A 14408-nucleotide genomic window follows, 5' to 3' on the forward strand; every position below is an offset into this window, starting at 1 on the left:
AGTAAGCGGCGGGGTAGCTCCTCCCGCCTGTTCCAGTCTAGTTGACGGCGTGTGCCTGCGATGAACCCAATTCGCAACCACATCGCGACCCATTTGCGCGCCCCTCTTGTTACGCTAACGCTCATGAGCTCCCTTCGCCGCAGAAGTACGACGCCGGTTCCCCGCCTGGCGCTGCTGGCCTGCCTTGCGCAGGTGTCTTCCATGGCAATGGCCGGGTGCAGCGTCCCTGCCGCCAAGGTGACGCAGTACCATCCGGATCCGGCCGTGGTGCAACAAGCCGTTGACTGCCCGGCCTCCATCAGCGGCTTTCCCGGCTACGTCCCCACCGCCCCGCCAGCTGCCCTGGCCGGATCTGTGCCTGCAGGATTTGTGCCGGAGAAGGTGTTCATCTGCCGCACGGGCGGCAGCGACGTTGACGGCGTACACAAGGTTCTCTTCCAGCAGGAGCAACTTGCCGGCGACTTCGCTCCCTTGCTGGCGGCCCTGGCGCAACCCAGCGACAAACAAGGAAACGGTCCGTGCACTGCAGACATGGAACTGGTGCCCGGATTGTGGCTGGTCAATGCGGCGGGCGACACCGTGCAAGTCACGTGGCCCACGGACTCCTGCGGAAAGACCCGAGGGAAGCCGGACACGCAAAAGGCCATTGCTGCGTTGCAGGTTGTGGACATCGTGGTGCTGCCCAATCCGGGGCAGGGCAAATGACGGCTTCGGACCCGACGGGTGAATCGGCCCGCCTCGTTCTGCGCCTGGCGGCCCTGGCCTGTGCCCTCCTGCTCATTGTGTCTTGTTCCTCCCCCGGGCAATACCTGCCAGGACCTGCCTCGCTGCAGTCCGCCGTCGACTGTTCCACGGCAACCGGCCGGGAGTCCGCCTCCACCGAGCCTGCCGCGCTGCTCAAGGGCCGGGTGCCGGACGGTTTTGGCACCGTTGAGGTGGTCAGCTGCACGCCCGGCGAAATGCATGGCGAAGTCACACGGGAAAACCTCTCCGGAGACTACGCGCCGCTTCTGGCGGCCCTAGCCCAACCCAGCGAGCGCGGCGGCAACGCATCCTGCCTGGACTACGGTGAGATCCTGCCAGCCATCTGGCTCGTCAACGCATCGGGGCAGGCAATCAACGTCCAGTGGCCCATGGACGCCTGCGGCCATTCCACACCGGGCACCGCGCAGGCACTCGCCGCACTCACAGTCACCTCCACGCAACCCATTCCAAGCAAGGACGCCGCCTCGTGAAATTGTCCCCGCGCATTCGCGCCGTCGCCAATGCAGTGAACCTCTCCACTCCTGCCGGCCTGCTGCTGGCCACACTCACCCGCACCCCGGTTGAAAAGGGCCCGCAGGGGCTGCTGCTGGGCACCGGCTACCAGCCGAAACTGCCGCTGGCCGGGGCATTCACGGTGGGCAATGTGATCCTTTACCGGGCAGACAGGCCCTTCATCGACTCCCGTCCCGAGCTGTTGGCCCACGAGGCCGGGCACGCCACGCAGTACGCATGGTGTTTGGGCCTGCCGTTCCTGCCGCTCTACTTTGCCTGCGCCGCATACTCGTGGTGGCGGACAGGGGATCCCGGCAGCCGCAACTTCTTTGAACGCAACGCAGGCTTGGCGTTGGGCGGGTACCGGGAACTGCCAACGATTGCCCGGCTGCCCGCCATCAGGAACCAATTGCAGCGCCTGGCGTTGTTTAAGTCAGCGGGGCTTCAGGCCCCTGGCATTCAATCCCCGCCCCGAAAACACTCAAGTCCACAACATCCCGGGAAGGGAACCCGCAATGACTGATGCAAAGCATTCCATTACCGTCACAGGACAAGGCACTGCACAGGCAGCCCCCGACTATTTCAACATCAACATTGGCGTCGAGTCCGCGCAGCCAACCGTGCGCGCCGCCTACTCGACAGCCAGCGAGGCAGTCAACGCCGTCAACGCCAGGCTTCTTGCCATGGGTGTGGCAAGGGAATCCATCACTTCGTCTTCATTGGACGTCCGTGTGGACACCCGCTGGCAGGACGGCACCGGCTCGGTGGCGACCGGCTACACGGTCTCAAGCACGCTGGCCGTCTCCCTTCGCTACGATCAAGGCGCCGAAGACGTCATCGCTGCTGTGGTGGACAGCGGCAACAACAACGTCCGGCTGAACGGGATGTCACCGGCGGTCTCAGACCCGTCTGCAGCCCAGGATGCCGCCCGGTCGGCGGCTTGGGCGGATGCCCGGCGTGCGGCCGAACTTTATGCCGGCCTGGCCGGGCGCACACTGGGCGAGGTGAGCCACGTCAGCGAAGGGGTGGTCCGTGACACGCCGCCGCGGCCCATGATGGCCAGGGCCGCCCTGGTCGCCGACAGCTCCATGGCCATTGAACCGGGGCAACGCGACGTTGCCATGGCCGTGCAGGTCACCTGGCTGCTGAACTAGCCGCAGCACGCCGGCCGGGCAGCGGCGGCCACCGGCGACGCCGCTCCCGGAGAGCACTAGGGCATGCTGATCTCGCGTTTGAGGATCTTGCCCGTCGGACCCTTGGGCAGTGCCTCCATGATGATGATCTGGCGCGGGTATTTGTAGGCGGCAACCCGGGCCTTGACGAACTCCTTGATGTCCGCGGCAAGGGCTTCCGGGTCGTCCGCACCCTCGGCACCGTCCTTGAGCGACACCGCAGCACAGACCTCCTCGCCGTGGACGTCGTCGGGCTTTCCAAGGACGGCAGCCTCGGCCACGGCAGGGTGCTCGTACAGGACTTCCTCAATCTCGCGCGGATAGATGTTGTAGCCGCCGCGCAGGATCATGTCCTTCTTGCGATCCACGATGAAGAACACGCTGTCCTCGTCCATGCGGCCCAGGTCGCCCGTGCGGAACCAGCCGTCGGGGATGGCAGCGGCCGTCGCCTCGGGGTTGTTCCAATAGCCCTTCATGACATACGGCCCGGCCACGGCGATCTCCCCCACCGTGCCGGGTTCGACGTCGGCACCTGCGTCGTCAACCACCCGCATTTGTGCCCCGGCCACCATGGTGCCCACGGAGCCGGGCTTGCGGATGCCGTCCATCTGGTTGAAGGATATGACTGGCGACGTCTCTGACAGCCCGTAGCCTTCCAGCAAAGTGGCATCGAAGGCCGACTCAAATTCGTGCAGGATCTCCATCGGCAGCGCGGAGCCGCCGGATGCGGCCACGCGCAGGGAGCTGAGGTCGTAGTTTTCCCGACCGGGGGCGCGCAGCAAGGCAATGTACATGCTCGGCACCCCCTCAAAGATGGTGACCTTGTCACGCTGGATGATTTCCAGGGCCTTGACCGGGTCAAATCGGGGCAGCAGCGTCACTGTCGCGCCAGCCATCACCGCTGAGTTCAGTGCACAAGTCTGGCCAAAGATGTGGAAGAACGGGAGCCCGCCAAAAATCACGTCGCCATCCCGGCTGGAAAAGAGGCCTACGGACACTTCGGCGTTGCTGCGCAGGTTTTCGTGCGTCAGTTCGGCACCCTTCGGCTTGCCCGTGGTACCGGACGTGTACAGGATGACTGCGGTGTCCCCCTTGTCGGCAGCGGCAACCTCGGACAGCGGCTCGAAGGGAGCCAGCAGCGCCATGAACCCTGCGTCAATGGGAATGATGGCGGTGCCGGTTTCGGCGGCGCCACCCTCAACCTCAGCCATGACCCCCTCCCAGGCAAAGGCAAGCATGGCGCCCGAGTCCCTGAGGTGGTACGCAACCTCGCGGGCCTTGAGCAGCGGATTCAACGGCACCACAATGGCACCGTAGCGCAGGATTCCGTAGTAGATGGCTGGCATCTGCGGCAGGTTCGGTGATATCAAGGCCACCCTGTCCCCTGGTTTCGTGCCACGGGCAGCCAGCAGTGCCGCAACCTTGGCACTGAGCACCTCCAGGGCGCCAAAGGAGATTTCAATGTCATCGAGCTTGATGGCAACCCCACCGGGGTTCCGTGCGGCCGAGGCTGGGACGATGGTGGCCAGGTTCGTCATGACTGCTCCTTTGTGCTGGGGCTGCCAAGCACCGGCCCGCATCGTCATTGATGTGGGCCTGGCCGGGCAGCTGGGGCATCATCGCCCGCATGCCTCCACCATAGTGCCACACAGCGTGACTTGGGACACATCACTACCCGCCGGTAACAAACATTTTGCGCAGGGGCGTTGCCCCTGATTAGAATATATGTTCTAATCGACTCATGCGGTGGACAAATCAAGAACTCAACCAGCCACTTTTCCCCGAGCCAACCGGCGGCGCGGCACCCGACACGGCGGCGACAACGCAGCCCCTGCTGCCACTGGCCGGACTCGTCAAAAGTGTCCAGACACCGGAATTTGCGGGCATCACCTTTCACGAGGTGCTCTCCAAATCGGCCCTGAACAAGGTGCCGCCCAGCTCCACCATGCCGTTTGAATGGACAGTGAATCCGTACCGGGGCTGCTCGCACGCCTGTGTTTATTGCTTCGCCCGCAAAAGCCACACCTATCTGGACTTTGACCCCGGCGTTGACTTTGACTCCCAGGTGGTCGTCAAGGTCAATGTGGCGCAGGTGCTGCGCAAGGAACTGTTCAAGCCGTCATGGCAGCGCCCCCACGTGGCGCTGGGAACCAACACCGACCCCTATCAACGGGCCGAAGGCCGCTACAAGCTCATGCCCGGGATCATCTCGGCCCTTGCCGATTCGGGCACCCCATTTTCCATCCTGACGAAGGGGACGCTGCTGGCACGGGACCTGCCCGCACTGAGCAAGGCCGGAGAGCAGGTCAGCGTTGGCATGGGTATCTCGCTGGCGTTGCTCGATGAAGACCTGGCCCACACCCTGGAACCCGGGACACCCTCCCCCAAGGCCCGGCTGGCGTTGATCAGCAAACTGCGCGACGCAGGCCTCCCCTGCGGTGTCATGGCCATGCCCATCCTGCCCTGGCTCACCGATTCCGAGGAGTCGCTGGATGCCCTGTTCGCTGCGCTGGCCGGCGCCGGCGCGACAGGGGTCAGTGCGGGTGCCTTGTATTTGCGGCCGGGAACCCGGGAATGGTTCATGCAATGGCTGGCCCGCGAACACCCCTCGCTGGTGGGACGGTACCAGCGCCTCTACGGCGCGGGCTCCTACGCGTCAAAGGAATACCGCCAGTGGCTTGCGGCCCGGGTGAATGAGGCCAAGAAGCGCAACGGCTTCTCCGCCCAGGGGTTTGTTCATGATCCCCGGCGCGAGGAAGCCCAATATCCCCACGGCAGCATGCCGTCGAACACCGCGGCATTGGGCGATGCCCCGACAGGCCAGGGACAGGCAGCTGGCCGGGCCGGTAGCGATGGGCCGCCTGCGGGATTCAGGGGCACCCGGGGCACCAAAAAGGCGGGATCCCCCGCGGAGGATCCCGCCTTGGCCAGCCTGGCCCCCACCCTGTTCTGACAGCACGGGCGGCTGCCGAGCCCTTGGACGCCTGCCGGTACACGGGAGACGCCCAGGGCCTGTCAAACGATCAGGGGACGGCCGACTGGTGGTTATCCGCTCTTGCGGCGGAATTCACGCTTGTGGCTGGCTGAACCGTGTGATGCGCTGATCTTTGCATCGGTGGCGGCTCCAACACTGCCGTGCTGCTTGTTTTTCTTGTTTTCCAGGGCCTGGCGAAACTTTTCCTTCGTTTCGTCGCTGGCACCGGTGGGGGCTTGTTCGTCGTGATTTTCACTCGTCATGGCACAACCTCCTTGGGGTCTTCTGCACCCAGTCTGGCACAGGGCGGCTGAATTTCAACAGCCGCCGTGCCATTTTTTGCCGCCGGTTATTGCCGGGCCGTGAATGACACAAGCGCCTGCACGATGGGGCGGTCCGCCGGGATCCACTCCAACTCGAGAATGCCGGGCCCCGCCAGCTCAACCCATTGCAGCAGGTCATGGTCCTCCAGCGGTTCGGGCGTGCCGTTGGTCACCTGCGCCAGCCACACGCGCATGGCGGCGTTGGCGTTCAGGGGCCAGCCGTCCGACGTCGGACACTGCAGTTCGGCGCCCAACTCCGCCTCGACGCCCAACTCCTCGGCCAGCTCCCTGTGGAGGGCTTCCTGCGGGGTTTCGCCGGGTTCAATCTTGCCGCCGGGAAACTCCCACATGCCGGCAAACTCCGGCGGGGCGGTCCGCCGGGCAGCCAGGAGCCGAACGGGATGTGCAAGGGAATCGACCAGGGCAGCGCCCACTATCTGTTTCTGCGTAGTCACCCCACCAGTCTAGGTCGAACTAGACTGGAGGCGGCAGCATCATGCCTTGCCTTGCGCGGCCCCGTCTTCGGAGTGCCGGCACCGGCCGCCCAGCACAGTGCGGCAGCGGAAGAAACCCACCCTGCGAAAGAAAATTCATGACCCTGCTTAAATCACAGCGCGACGCCAAGCCCGCCTCACCGAGGGTTGTGGCGTGGGCAATCCTGGCCCTGGCCATCGGCGGTTTTGGCATCGGCACCACCGAGTTTGCCATGATGGGCCTGCTGCCCAATGTGGCCGAAGGCGTGGGCGTCAGCGTGCCGACTGCCGGACACGTGATTTCCGCTTACGCCCTGGGAGTTGTCATTGGGGCGCCGCTGTTGATTGCCGTCGGCGCCAAACTGCCGCGCAAGACCCTGGCGCTGGGGTTGATGGCCTTGTTTACTGTGGGCAACCTGCTCTCGGTGTTCGCCCATGACTACACCACATTGCTTGTGACCCGCTTCATTGCGGGCCTGCCGCACGGTGCCTTCTTTGGCGTGGCTGCCGTGCTGGCGGCCTCGATGGTGGTGCCCACGAAGCGTGGCCGGGCCATTTCCATGGTCATGATGGGCTTGTCTGTGGCCAATGTGCTGGGCGTGCCGCTGGCAACCTTTGTGGGCCAGCAGTTCGGTTGGCGCTGGCTGTTCATTCTGGTCGGCATCATCGGCGTGGCCAGCATGGTGTGCATGGCACTTTTTGTTCCGGCCCAGAAGGCGCATCCTGATGCGAGCCTGCGCAAGGAACTTGGCGCCCTGCGCCGCGGCCAGGTGTGGTTGACACTCTTGATCGGCGTTGTCGGCTTCGGCGGCTTCTTCGCGGTGTACACCTACGTGGCAAACACCATGACGGACGTTGCCGGCTTCTCCCCCGCTTTCCTGCCCCTCATCGTTGGTTTGTACGGGGTGGGGATGGTGGTTGGAAACTACATCGGCGGCCGGATCGCCGATTGGTCTGTCATGGGCAGCATCTACCTGGTGATGGGTTTCATTGCAGCCATGCTTGTCATTTATGCGGCCTCGGTCCACATCCAGTGGATGGCCCTGCTGATGATCTTCGTCATTGGCGCCTCGGGCGCCATGCTCATTCCCTCGTTGCAGACCAGGCTGCTGGATGTTTCGCCGGGCGCCCCAACACTGGCCTCCTCGTTGAACCACTCCGCCTTGAACCTGGCCAATGCCCTCGGCGCCTTCGTGGGCGGCCTGGTCATCACCTGGGGCTGGGGCTACACGGCCCCGGCCATGGTGGGTGCGGCCCTCGCCGTGCTGGGCCTGGGCATCGCCCTTGTCAGCGGCTTGCTGGACAAGGCTGCCCGCAGGCGGGCCACAAGCTAGACGTCCCGGGCCGCTGCCGGAAGAGCTCCTGCGCAGCGGAAAGGCGGCAGCCGGCCGGGCAGGGCTATCATGGTCGTACCGGCCGGATGACCGCCTTCAGGACAATGCCTGATCTGCCCTGTTGCGTGTGGACATGTTGACCCGGTCTCCCGCCGGGACAAAGGACGCCGACATGTTCGACCTGCCGATAAGCATTGCCGTTGTCGCATTCATCGCCGCGGCATCGCCGATACTGGCCGCCCTCGCGGGCCGTGCTGTCAAGGTCCCGCTCGTGGTGTTCGAGATCCTCCTGGGCATCATCGTCGGCCCGGCCCTGCTCGGGTGGGTCAAACCCACAGCCTTCATTCATACGATGTCCCAGTTCGGCCTGGCCATGCTGTTCTTCATGGCCGGCAATGAACTCAATTATGCTGCCATCAAGGGCAGGCCGCTGCGCCGGGCGGGACTGGCCTGGCTCATTTCGGTGGCGGCGGGCATTGCCGCCGGCCTGCTCATCGTCCCGACCGTCGAGGCGGCAATTCTGGTCGGCATCGCCGTAGCCACAACATCGTTGGGGACCCTGCTGCCCATCTTGCGTGACGCAGGCGAATCACGGACGGTTTTCGGAAGGGCTGTGGCGGCGGTCGGCACTGTGGGTGAATTTGGCCCGCTGCTTGCCATCTCCTTGTTTCTGAGCGGCCGCGATTTCGGGGCCTCAGCCGTGATCCTCCTGGTATTCATCGTCATCGTTGCCGTGTCAATCTGGTTGACGGCCAGGGGCAGCCACCACCATTTCCACCGGCTGACGGCGGCGACCCTGCACGGCAGCGGCCAGTTTGGGGTCCGCCTGGTGTTGCTGCTGGTTGCTGGTTCAGTTGCGCTCAGCACCATCTTTGGCCTTGACCTGCTGTTGGGTGCGTTTGCCGGCGGCATTCTCTGGCGGGTCTTCATTGGCGGCGCCAGCCCCGGCGACGCAGCTGTTGTGGAAACCAAGCTCGATGCTGTTGCCTTTGGATTCCTCATCCCGGTGTTCTTTATCTACACAGGGCTGTCATTTGATCTCGATGCCTTGTTTAAGAACGCCTTCACCCTGGCGTTGGTGCCGATCTTCCTGATCGTGCTGCTCGTTGTTCGCGGGCTGCCCAACGTCCTGGCCGCACCCGAAGGGTCCCCCTGGGCTGACAGGTGGGCGATTGCGTTGTTTGGGGCCACGGGACTGCCCATCATCGTTGCCGTCACAGCCATTGGCGTGGACAGCGGGTACCTGCCGTCAGGGATCGCAACAGCCTTGATCGGGGCCGGGATGCTGTCCGTGTTGTTCTTCCCGGCCCTTGCCCTGGCCCAGGGTAAACGCAGGCCCAAGGCCGGGCCGGGCTGAACCTGGTGGCCCTCCCCGGTCCAGGGTTCACCGTCAAGCCACGGCGCAAGCTGCCGCACGCACCTGCGCTCCGGCCGCCGTCGGGCCTCACGGCCCGCTGTGATGCGTCAGTGCGCGCGCCGCTGCGCCCGGGCACTGGCGTAAAGGCACACGGTGGCCGCGGTGCCCAGGTTCAACGACTCTGCGGCACCATAGACGGGAACTGCTACGCGGTGATCGGCAAGCGCCTTCTCTTCCCCGGCCAGCCCCTGGGCCTCGTTGCCAAAGAGCCACATCGTGGGTTCGGCCAGGTCATAGGTGGCGTCGGGAATTTCCTGGTCAAAGGACCGGGCGGCGCTTTCGTCCTGGAGCAGGTCAAGATTCAACTGGCCGTAACCGTCGGCGGCGAGAATGCCAACGCCGGCGGCAGAAGCGGCCGCCACCACGTCTGCGAGGTCCGCACCAAGCACAACGGGCAGGTGGAAGATGGAGCCGGCAGTGGCACGCACGGCCTTCGGGTTGTAGATGTCAACGCTGGACTGGGAGAAGATCACGGCGTCGGCGCCGGCAGCATCGGCTGCACGCAGGACGGTGCCGGCGTTGCCCGGGTCCTGGACCCGGCACAGCATGGCGATCAGCTTGGGTTTGGCGGCAAGAACTTCGCTCAGTGGCACGTCCACAAAATTGCAGACAGCAACGATGCCTTGGGGTGAAACGGTGTCAGTCATGGCTGAGAGCACCAGTTCGCTGGCGATCCGCACCTGCAGGCGCGCGCCCGGGGCGGAGGCGGCGTCCAGCAGCTCGGGGTACTTTTTCAGGCTCTCAACCGTCGCATACAGGGCCTCAACCACAGGGGTTCCGCCGGCGGACAGGCATTCGCGGTGTGCCCTGAGGGCCTCCCGAACAGCCTGCGGGCCTTCGGCCAGAAACTGCCGGCGCTTTAAACGGCCCGAGCGCCCTACCAGCTTGGCAACGTCCCGCACCCGATCTGCTCGAGGGTTGGTCATTGCTTCTGCTGGCGGGCGCCCGGGTTCATTCATGCTTAGGACTTTAGCAGTCGCAGAGCAGGAACAAGGAACTGGGGGTTCCTGGGGAAATGCTGGAATTACTTGGCGGCCGGAGCTGACGTGTCAGCAGGCAGCGCACCCTTGGCGATGTTCACCAGAGCGGCGAAAGCACCGGCGTCGTTGACGGCCAGGTCGGCCAGCATGCGACGGTCAACCTCAATCTCAGCAGCCTTCAGGCCCTGGATCAAGCGGTTGTAGGTCAGGCCGTTGGCGCGTGATGCAGCGTTAATGCGCTGGATCCAAAGGCGACGGAAGTCACCCTTGCGCTTGCGGCGGTCGCCGTAGCTGTACACAAACGAGTGCAGCAGCTGCTCTTTGGCCTTACGGTAAAGGCGTGAACGCTGTCCGCGGTAACCCTTTGCGCGCTCAAGAACAACCCGACGCTTCTTATGGGCGTTTACAGCCCTCTTCACACGTGCCACGTGCGTACTCCTTCAATTTTAAAGATCCCAAGCCAATCATGCCGGGGAAGGCTTTGATGAATGGTGTCAGTTCCGAAATTGGAAATTCCACCGATTGACTTGCGAAATTAGATGCCGAGCATCTTCTTGATGTTGCGCACATCAGCCTTGGCGACCAGGAGGTCACCCTTCAGGCGGCGCTTCAAGCTGGAAGGCTTGTGCTCCAGGTAGTGGCGGCGGTTGGCCTGCTGGCGACGCAGCTTGCCGGAACCAGTCAGCTTGAATCGCTTCTTGGCACCACTATGTGTCTTCATTTTAGGCATGAGGACCTGTCTCCTTACGTATCCACCGGCGCTGCCTGTGGTTCTCTTGCAGCGACTGGTTGGGTCACTGTGTGGGTGTATTCACCGCTGAAAAGGTGAAACCTTATTCAGCCGAGCTGGGGGTTTCGGCCGCCGGTGCGCTCTTTGCAGAGGCAGGCTTGGTGGCCGGTTTTGCTGCTGCCTTGGCTGCCGGCTTGGCCGCAGGCTTTGCAGCTGCGGGCTTGGCCATCGGCTTCGGCATGGGGATGGGCTTGGCGGTGACAGGCTTCGGCGCAGCTACCGGCTTCGGTGCTGCGGCCGGCTTGTCGGCGGCCTTGGCAACGGGTGCCTTGGCTGCGGGTGCCTTTGCCGGTGCGGGGGCCTTGGCGGCGGGGGCTGCCTTGGCAGGTGCTGCCTTGGGCGCCGCAGTCTTGGCGGGTTCCTTGGCAGGTGCGACGGCGGCAGCCGGCTTTTCGGCCGGAGCGTTCACCTTGGGTGCCGGTGCAGTTGCGGGAGCTTCCGCAACAGCTGTTTCCTTGGCAGCGTCAGCTGCGGGAGCCTCGGTTGCCGGAGCTGCCGAGTCGTTGACGACGTCGGCTGCGGGAGCCGGGGCGTCCTCGTTCAGGTGCAGGCCTTCGGGCAGCAGGTCAGCCAGCGACTGGGTCATCGGCACCTTGTTGTCGCGGTCCACATCAACGCGGGCGGTGCCATTGGCAACCGCTTCGTTGTGTGCCTTGGCGTCGGCGCGCTGCTGGTTGCGGCGGGCTTCTGCCTTGGCTTCAGCCTTGTTCTTCAACGGACCAATAACCATGACCATGTTACGGCCGTCAATGCGGGGGCTCGACTCGATGATGCCAACTTCGGCAACTTCTGCGGCGAACTTCTGCAGGAGGCGGATGCCCATTTCCGGACGCTGCTGCTCGCGGCCTCGGAACTGGATCATGGCCTTGACCTTGTCACCGGCGCCGAGGAAGCGCATTGCGTGTCCGCGCTTGGTCTCGTAGTCATGGGTGTCGATCTTGAGGCGGAAACGGATTTCCTTCAAGACGGTGTTGGTCTGGTTCTTGCGGGCTTCACGAGCCTTGACTGCGGCTTCGTACTTGTACTTGCCGAAGTCCATCAGTTTGCACACCGGCGGCTTGGCCGTCGGCGCAACCTCTACCAGATCCAAGTCGGACTCTGCTGCTAAACGAAGGGCATCCTCAATGCGGACAACCCCAACCTGTTCGCCTGCTGGCCCAACCAACCGCACCTCGGGGACGCGGATTCGATCATTGATGCGTGGCTCGCTAATGTGTAGCTCCTGTTGCATAAGAAAAGGTGAATGCCACCAGCAACGGAGAAGGCCCCCAATTTGCTGATGCAATGGAGGCCTCGAATGATCGGCGCGGCATCCCGGTCAAAGGGAATTGCCTGCCCTCCCCCAAGGGAAAGCGCCAACCTGAACCAGACAACGCCAAGAATGGGTCGAAAGGTGGGAGAGGACTCCACTTGCAAACTCGCTGCCGCAGCAATCCTGTGCCCTGTGATTTTCATCTTCAGGACGCACGATAAATAACAGCATCGAGTCGGTCTGTGACAAGCTTAGCAGCATGAGTACCCCAGATAATAATTCGGACACCCGCAACACGTTTCAGGCAGCCCCCGAGGAGGCCCTGACGGACACAGAAGCAGCATCGGTGGTGCGTGACATCGCCGAAGTTCCGGCCATCGAAGTCATCACGACGGCGGCCGTCCACCTCATGAGCGCGGCGGCAGTCAAGTGCGGCCTGGCCGCCGGACCCGACGCGGAGGAGCTGAAGGACCTGGACGAGGCCCGCAAGCTCATCACGGCCCTCGCCGGGTTCGTCACCGCCGCAGCCCCCGAAATTGGCAGCCAGCACGCCGGTCCCTTGCGCGACGGCCTGCGTTCACTGCAGCTCGCCTTCCGCGAGGCCTCGGAATTCCCCGACGCACCGGGCAAGGGCCCGGGCGAAAAGTTCACCGGCGCGGTCAACTAGGCTCCGGCCCCTCCCCAAGCCAAAATCCAGTTTGCAGTAGTTGGACGGAAATCACAGTTTTTCGGTGATATGCGTTCAACTACTGCAAACTGGATTTTTTGTTGCCGTAAATCAAGCCTGCGGGTCCCGGCTGCGCAGCCGGATCTGGACAGAGTCCACTGCGTAGGCAAAGCCTTCATTCGCCGCCCAGAATTCCTGCAGGCGGGCAAGCAGGCCGTCTATTGCCACCTGGTCAAGGCCGGGCAGCAGGGTCAGGGTGACGCACAGCTCCGGTCCGGTGCCGCCGCCGGCAACCAACCGTCCGGACGGATCAGCGGCTGTGTCCCACTGGGTGCCGATGCCTTGTCCGGGGCTTGCGGAAATGCCTGCCACCAGGGGGTGGTCCAGGGCTGCAAGGGAAAGTTCAAGCACCTCGGCAACCACCGGGTCGGCGTAGCTGGGACGCCAGTCGCGTTGTTGCGCGAGAGCCCACATGGCCGGCCTGCGGACGACGAACGGCCGTTGCGACCCGGGATCCACAACCATCAGCTGCGCTTCCTCGGCCACGGCTGACAGGGCGGCGCGCGCAGCGTACACGGCCACCGGCCGCGCCCCTGGATGCCACCGGGTCAGCGCCTCGGCGTGGGAAAAGGCCGGCAGCGCCCGCCGCCCGTCGGGACCCTGCAGCGTCACCAGGGCCATGTCCGACTCCTTGTCGGTGACCAGGCCGTTTTCCCCTATCGCCTGCTCCGCGAGCTGGGCGACAATCGGGATGAAGACGCGGGCGTGGGCCAGCGCTGCCACGACCTGCGCTTCGGTTCCGTCTCCCGAGGCAAGCGCTGCCAAGGCTGCGGCGTAGACGGGGTCCATGGCGCCGTCATCGGTGTCAAAGTTGTGGTACTTCTCCTGCGCCGGCAGATCGCGCCCGGCCCAGGGCTGCCCGGCCGAGTCGGTGTTCCCGCCGGCACCGGCCAGGGCCGCGGCAATGTGTCCGGGCAGCGCCTTCTTGGGCAGCTCGGTCATGATTTAGCGGCGGCCGGCAACGTCAAGGGCCTGCGGCAGGGTGAACTGGCCGGAGTAGAGCGCCTTGCCGATGATTGCCCCTTCAACGCCCTCGCCGACGAGTTCGCGCAGCACGCGCAGGTCCTCGAGGCTGGAGATGCCGCCGGAAGCCACCACGGGCTTGGCTGTGCGGGTGCACATTTCCCGCAGCAGTTCCACGTTGGGCCCGCGCAGGGTGCCGTCCTTGGTGACGTCGGTGACGACGTAGCGGGCGCAGCCGGCGTCTTCCAGGCGTGCCAGAACTTCCCAGATGTCGCCGCCTTCCTTGGTCCAGCCGCGGCCGGCAAGTGTGGTGCCGCGCACGTCCAGGCCGACGGCGATCTTGTCGCCAAAGCGCTCGATCACCTTGGCCGTCCATTCGGGGTTTTCAAGTGCCGCAGTGCCAAGGTTGACTCGGCCCACGCCCAGTTCCAGGGCAGCCTCCAGGGAGGCGTCGTCACGGATGCCGCCGGAGAGCTCGACCTTGACTGTCAAGGCGGCGACCATTTCGCGCAGCAGGTGCACATTGGATCCGCGCCCGAAGGCTGCGTCGAGGTCAACAAGGTGCACCCATTCGGCGCCGTCGTTCTGCCAGTTCAGGGCCGCTTCAAGGGGCGAGCCGTAGCCGGTTTCCGAGCCTGCCTCGCCCTGCACCAGGCGGACCGCCTGTCCGTCGGCAACGTCTACGGCGGGCAGCAATTCCAAAATGGGGGTGGTCATGGGGTCCTCAACGTCATTTGATCTGTGGA

At 64.3% G+C, this 14408-nt stretch carries 17 protein-coding genes; 8 read left to right on the forward strand and 9 right to left on the reverse strand.

Features of this window, described 5'->3' with window-relative positions; translation table 11 throughout:
- Positions 1-123 precede the first annotated feature (123 nt).
- Genes AC1L6K_RS15705 through AC1L6K_RS15720 form a run of 4 tightly spaced genes read left to right on the forward strand, consistent with a single transcriptional unit; the run spans position 124 to position 2411 of the window.
- The gene (locus tag AC1L6K_RS15705) at positions 124-705 is read left to right on the forward strand and encodes a hypothetical protein (RefSeq protein WP_480949779.1); all 582 of its coding nucleotides are present in this window, start codon (positions 124-126) and stop codon (positions 703-705) included.
- Positions 702-1235, forward strand: a complete 534-nt coding sequence (locus AC1L6K_RS15710; RefSeq protein WP_480949780.1) for a hypothetical protein — start codon at positions 702-704, stop codon at positions 1233-1235. The genes AC1L6K_RS15705 and AC1L6K_RS15710 overlap by 4 nt, the downstream gene beginning before the upstream one ends.
- On the forward strand, positions 1232-1780 hold the full coding sequence (locus AC1L6K_RS15715; protein WP_480949781.1) for an eCIS core domain-containing protein: 549 nt from the start codon (positions 1232-1234) through the stop codon (positions 1778-1780). Before AC1L6K_RS15710 ends, AC1L6K_RS15715 begins: the two co-directional genes overlap by 4 nt.
- Complete coding sequence (locus AC1L6K_RS15720) at positions 1773-2411, forward strand: SIMPL domain-containing protein (RefSeq protein ID WP_480949782.1); 639 nt, start codon at positions 1773-1775, stop codon at positions 2409-2411. The genes AC1L6K_RS15715 and AC1L6K_RS15720 overlap by 8 nt, the downstream gene beginning before the upstream one ends.
- Before the next feature lie 56 nt (positions 2412-2467).
- Here AC1L6K_RS15720 and AC1L6K_RS15725 read toward each other — a convergent pair whose 3' ends face one another.
- Positions 2468-3967, reverse strand: a complete 1500-nt coding sequence (locus AC1L6K_RS15725) for a long-chain-fatty-acid--CoA ligase (protein WP_480949783.1) — start codon at positions 3965-3967, stop codon at positions 2468-2470.
- Positions 3968-4170: 203 nt separating this feature from the next.
- On the opposite strand from AC1L6K_RS15725, the gene AC1L6K_RS15730 reads away from it, so the two are divergent.
- Positions 4171-5382 carry an Rv2578c family radical SAM protein gene (locus AC1L6K_RS15730; RefSeq protein WP_480949784.1) on the forward strand — a complete coding sequence of 404 codons (1212 nt, stop codon included), beginning with the start codon at positions 4171-4173 and terminating at the stop codon, positions 5380-5382.
- A gap of 92 nt (positions 5383-5474) precedes the next feature.
- Here AC1L6K_RS15730 and AC1L6K_RS15735 read toward each other — a convergent pair whose 3' ends face one another.
- Together AC1L6K_RS15735 and AC1L6K_RS15740 are read right to left on the reverse strand one after the other, a co-directional pair.
- Positions 5475-5666 carry a DUF5302 domain-containing protein gene (locus AC1L6K_RS15735; RefSeq protein WP_480949785.1) on the reverse strand — a complete coding sequence of 64 codons (192 nt, stop codon included), beginning with the start codon at positions 5664-5666 and terminating at the stop codon, positions 5475-5477.
- An 86-nt stretch (positions 5667-5752) separates the two neighbouring features.
- Positions 5753-6181 carry a (deoxy)nucleoside triphosphate pyrophosphohydrolase gene (locus AC1L6K_RS15740; protein WP_480949786.1) on the reverse strand — a complete coding sequence of 143 codons (429 nt, stop codon included), beginning with the start codon at positions 6179-6181 and terminating at the stop codon, positions 5753-5755.
- A 137-nt stretch (positions 6182-6318) separates the two neighbouring features.
- On the opposite strand from AC1L6K_RS15740, the gene AC1L6K_RS15745 reads away from it, so the two are divergent.
- Both AC1L6K_RS15745 and AC1L6K_RS15750 read left to right on the forward strand, forming a co-directional pair.
- Complete coding sequence (locus AC1L6K_RS15745) at positions 6319-7533, forward strand: MFS transporter (RefSeq protein ID WP_480949787.1); 1215 nt, start codon at positions 6319-6321, stop codon at positions 7531-7533.
- A 133-nt stretch (positions 7534-7666) separates the two neighbouring features.
- On the forward strand, positions 7667-8890 hold the full coding sequence (locus AC1L6K_RS15750) for a cation:proton antiporter (RefSeq protein ID WP_480949788.1): 1224 nt from the start codon (positions 7667-7669) through the stop codon (positions 8888-8890).
- Positions 8891-8997: 107 nt separating this feature from the next.
- Here AC1L6K_RS15750 and AC1L6K_RS15755 read toward each other — a convergent pair whose 3' ends face one another.
- The 4 genes from AC1L6K_RS15755 to infC all read right to left on the reverse strand — a co-directional run bounded on the left by AC1L6K_RS15755 (position 8998) and on the right by infC (position 11951).
- Positions 8998-9909 (reverse strand): TrmH family RNA methyltransferase, encoded by a 912-nt coding sequence (locus AC1L6K_RS15755; RefSeq protein ID WP_480949789.1) that lies wholly within the window; start codon positions 9907-9909, stop codon positions 8998-9000.
- A gap of 65 nt (positions 9910-9974) precedes the next feature.
- Positions 9975-10358, reverse strand: coding sequence for a 50S ribosomal protein L20 (rplT, locus tag AC1L6K_RS15760; protein WP_480949790.1), 384 nt, complete (start codon positions 10356-10358; stop codon positions 9975-9977).
- 107 nt (positions 10359-10465) lie between these two features.
- On the reverse strand, positions 10466-10660 hold the full coding sequence (gene rpmI / locus AC1L6K_RS15765) for a 50S ribosomal protein L35 (protein WP_038467906.1): 195 nt from the start codon (positions 10658-10660) through the stop codon (positions 10466-10468).
- A gap of 103 nt (positions 10661-10763) precedes the next feature.
- The gene (gene infC / locus AC1L6K_RS15770; protein ID WP_480949791.1) at positions 10764-11951 is read right to left on the reverse strand and encodes a translation initiation factor IF-3; all 1188 of its coding nucleotides are present in this window, start codon (positions 11949-11951) and stop codon (positions 10764-10766) included.
- Positions 11952-12231: 280 nt separating this feature from the next.
- Between infC and AC1L6K_RS15775 the strand changes: the two genes are divergently transcribed.
- Entirely contained in the window at positions 12232-12639 is a 408-nt protein-coding gene (locus AC1L6K_RS15775) for a DUF1844 domain-containing protein (protein WP_480949792.1), read from the forward strand.
- A gap of 111 nt (positions 12640-12750) precedes the next feature.
- Here the strand turns inward: AC1L6K_RS15775 and AC1L6K_RS15780 are convergent, their stop codons facing one another.
- Both AC1L6K_RS15780 and priA read right to left on the reverse strand, forming a co-directional pair.
- Positions 12751-13641: an SseB family protein gene (locus AC1L6K_RS15780; protein WP_480949793.1), complete on the reverse strand. Its 891-nt coding sequence runs from the start codon at positions 13639-13641 to the stop codon at positions 12751-12753.
- Between the two features lie 3 nt (positions 13642-13644).
- Positions 13645-14379, reverse strand: a complete 735-nt coding sequence (gene priA / locus AC1L6K_RS15785) for a bifunctional 1-(5-phosphoribosyl)-5-((5-phosphoribosylamino)methylideneamino)imidazole-4-carboxamide isomerase/phosphoribosylanthranilate isomerase PriA (RefSeq protein ID WP_480949794.1) — start codon at positions 14377-14379, stop codon at positions 13645-13647.
- Between the last annotated feature and the right edge of the window lie 29 nt (positions 14380-14408).

It is taken from the genome of Specibacter sp. BI4 (assembly GCF_056680095.1).

Bases quoted from the DNA above. Each gene is read 5' to 3' on its own strand.
- rpmI (WP_038467906.1), bottom strand. From the start codon at position 10,660: ATGCCTAAAATGAAGACACATAGTGGTGCCAAGAAGCGATTCAAGCTG.
- AC1L6K_RS15730 (WP_480949784.1), top strand. From the start codon at position 4,171: ATGCGGTGGACAAATCAAGAACTCAACCAGCCACTTTTCCCCGAGCCA.
- AC1L6K_RS15780 (WP_480949793.1), bottom strand. From the start codon at position 13,641: ATGACCGAGCTGCCCAAGAAGGCGCTGCCCGGACACATTGCCGCGGCC.
- priA (WP_480949794.1), bottom strand. From the start codon at position 14,379: ATGACCACCCCCATTTTGGAATTGCTGCCCGCCGTAGACGTTGCCGAC.
- AC1L6K_RS15705 (WP_480949779.1), top strand. From the start codon at position 124: ATGAGCTCCCTTCGCCGCAGAAGTACGACGCCGGTTCCCCGCCTGGCG.
- AC1L6K_RS15750 (WP_480949788.1), top strand. From the start codon at position 7,667: ATGTTGACCCGGTCTCCCGCCGGGACAAAGGACGCCGACATGTTCGAC.
- AC1L6K_RS15775 (WP_480949792.1), top strand. From the start codon at position 12,232: ATGAGTACCCCAGATAATAATTCGGACACCCGCAACACGTTTCAGGCA.
- AC1L6K_RS15710 (WP_480949780.1), top strand. From the start codon at position 702: ATGACGGCTTCGGACCCGACGGGTGAATCGGCCCGCCTCGTTCTGCGC.
- AC1L6K_RS15735 (WP_480949785.1), bottom strand. From the start codon at position 5,666: ATGACGAGTGAAAATCACGACGAACAAGCCCCCACCGGTGCCAGCGAC.
- AC1L6K_RS15745 (WP_480949787.1), top strand. From the start codon at position 6,319: ATGACCCTGCTTAAATCACAGCGCGACGCCAAGCCCGCCTCACCGAGG.
- AC1L6K_RS15725 (WP_480949783.1), bottom strand. From the start codon at position 3,967: ATGACGAACCTGGCCACCATCGTCCCAGCCTCGGCCGCACGGAACCCC.
- infC (WP_480949791.1), bottom strand. From the start codon at position 11,951: ATGCAACAGGAGCTACACATTAGCGAGCCACGCATCAATGATCGAATC.
- AC1L6K_RS15720 (WP_480949782.1), top strand. From the start codon at position 1,773: ATGACTGATGCAAAGCATTCCATTACCGTCACAGGACAAGGCACTGCA.
- AC1L6K_RS15755 (WP_480949789.1), bottom strand. From the start codon at position 9,909: ATGAATGAACCCGGGCGCCCGCCAGCAGAAGCAATGACCAACCCTCGA.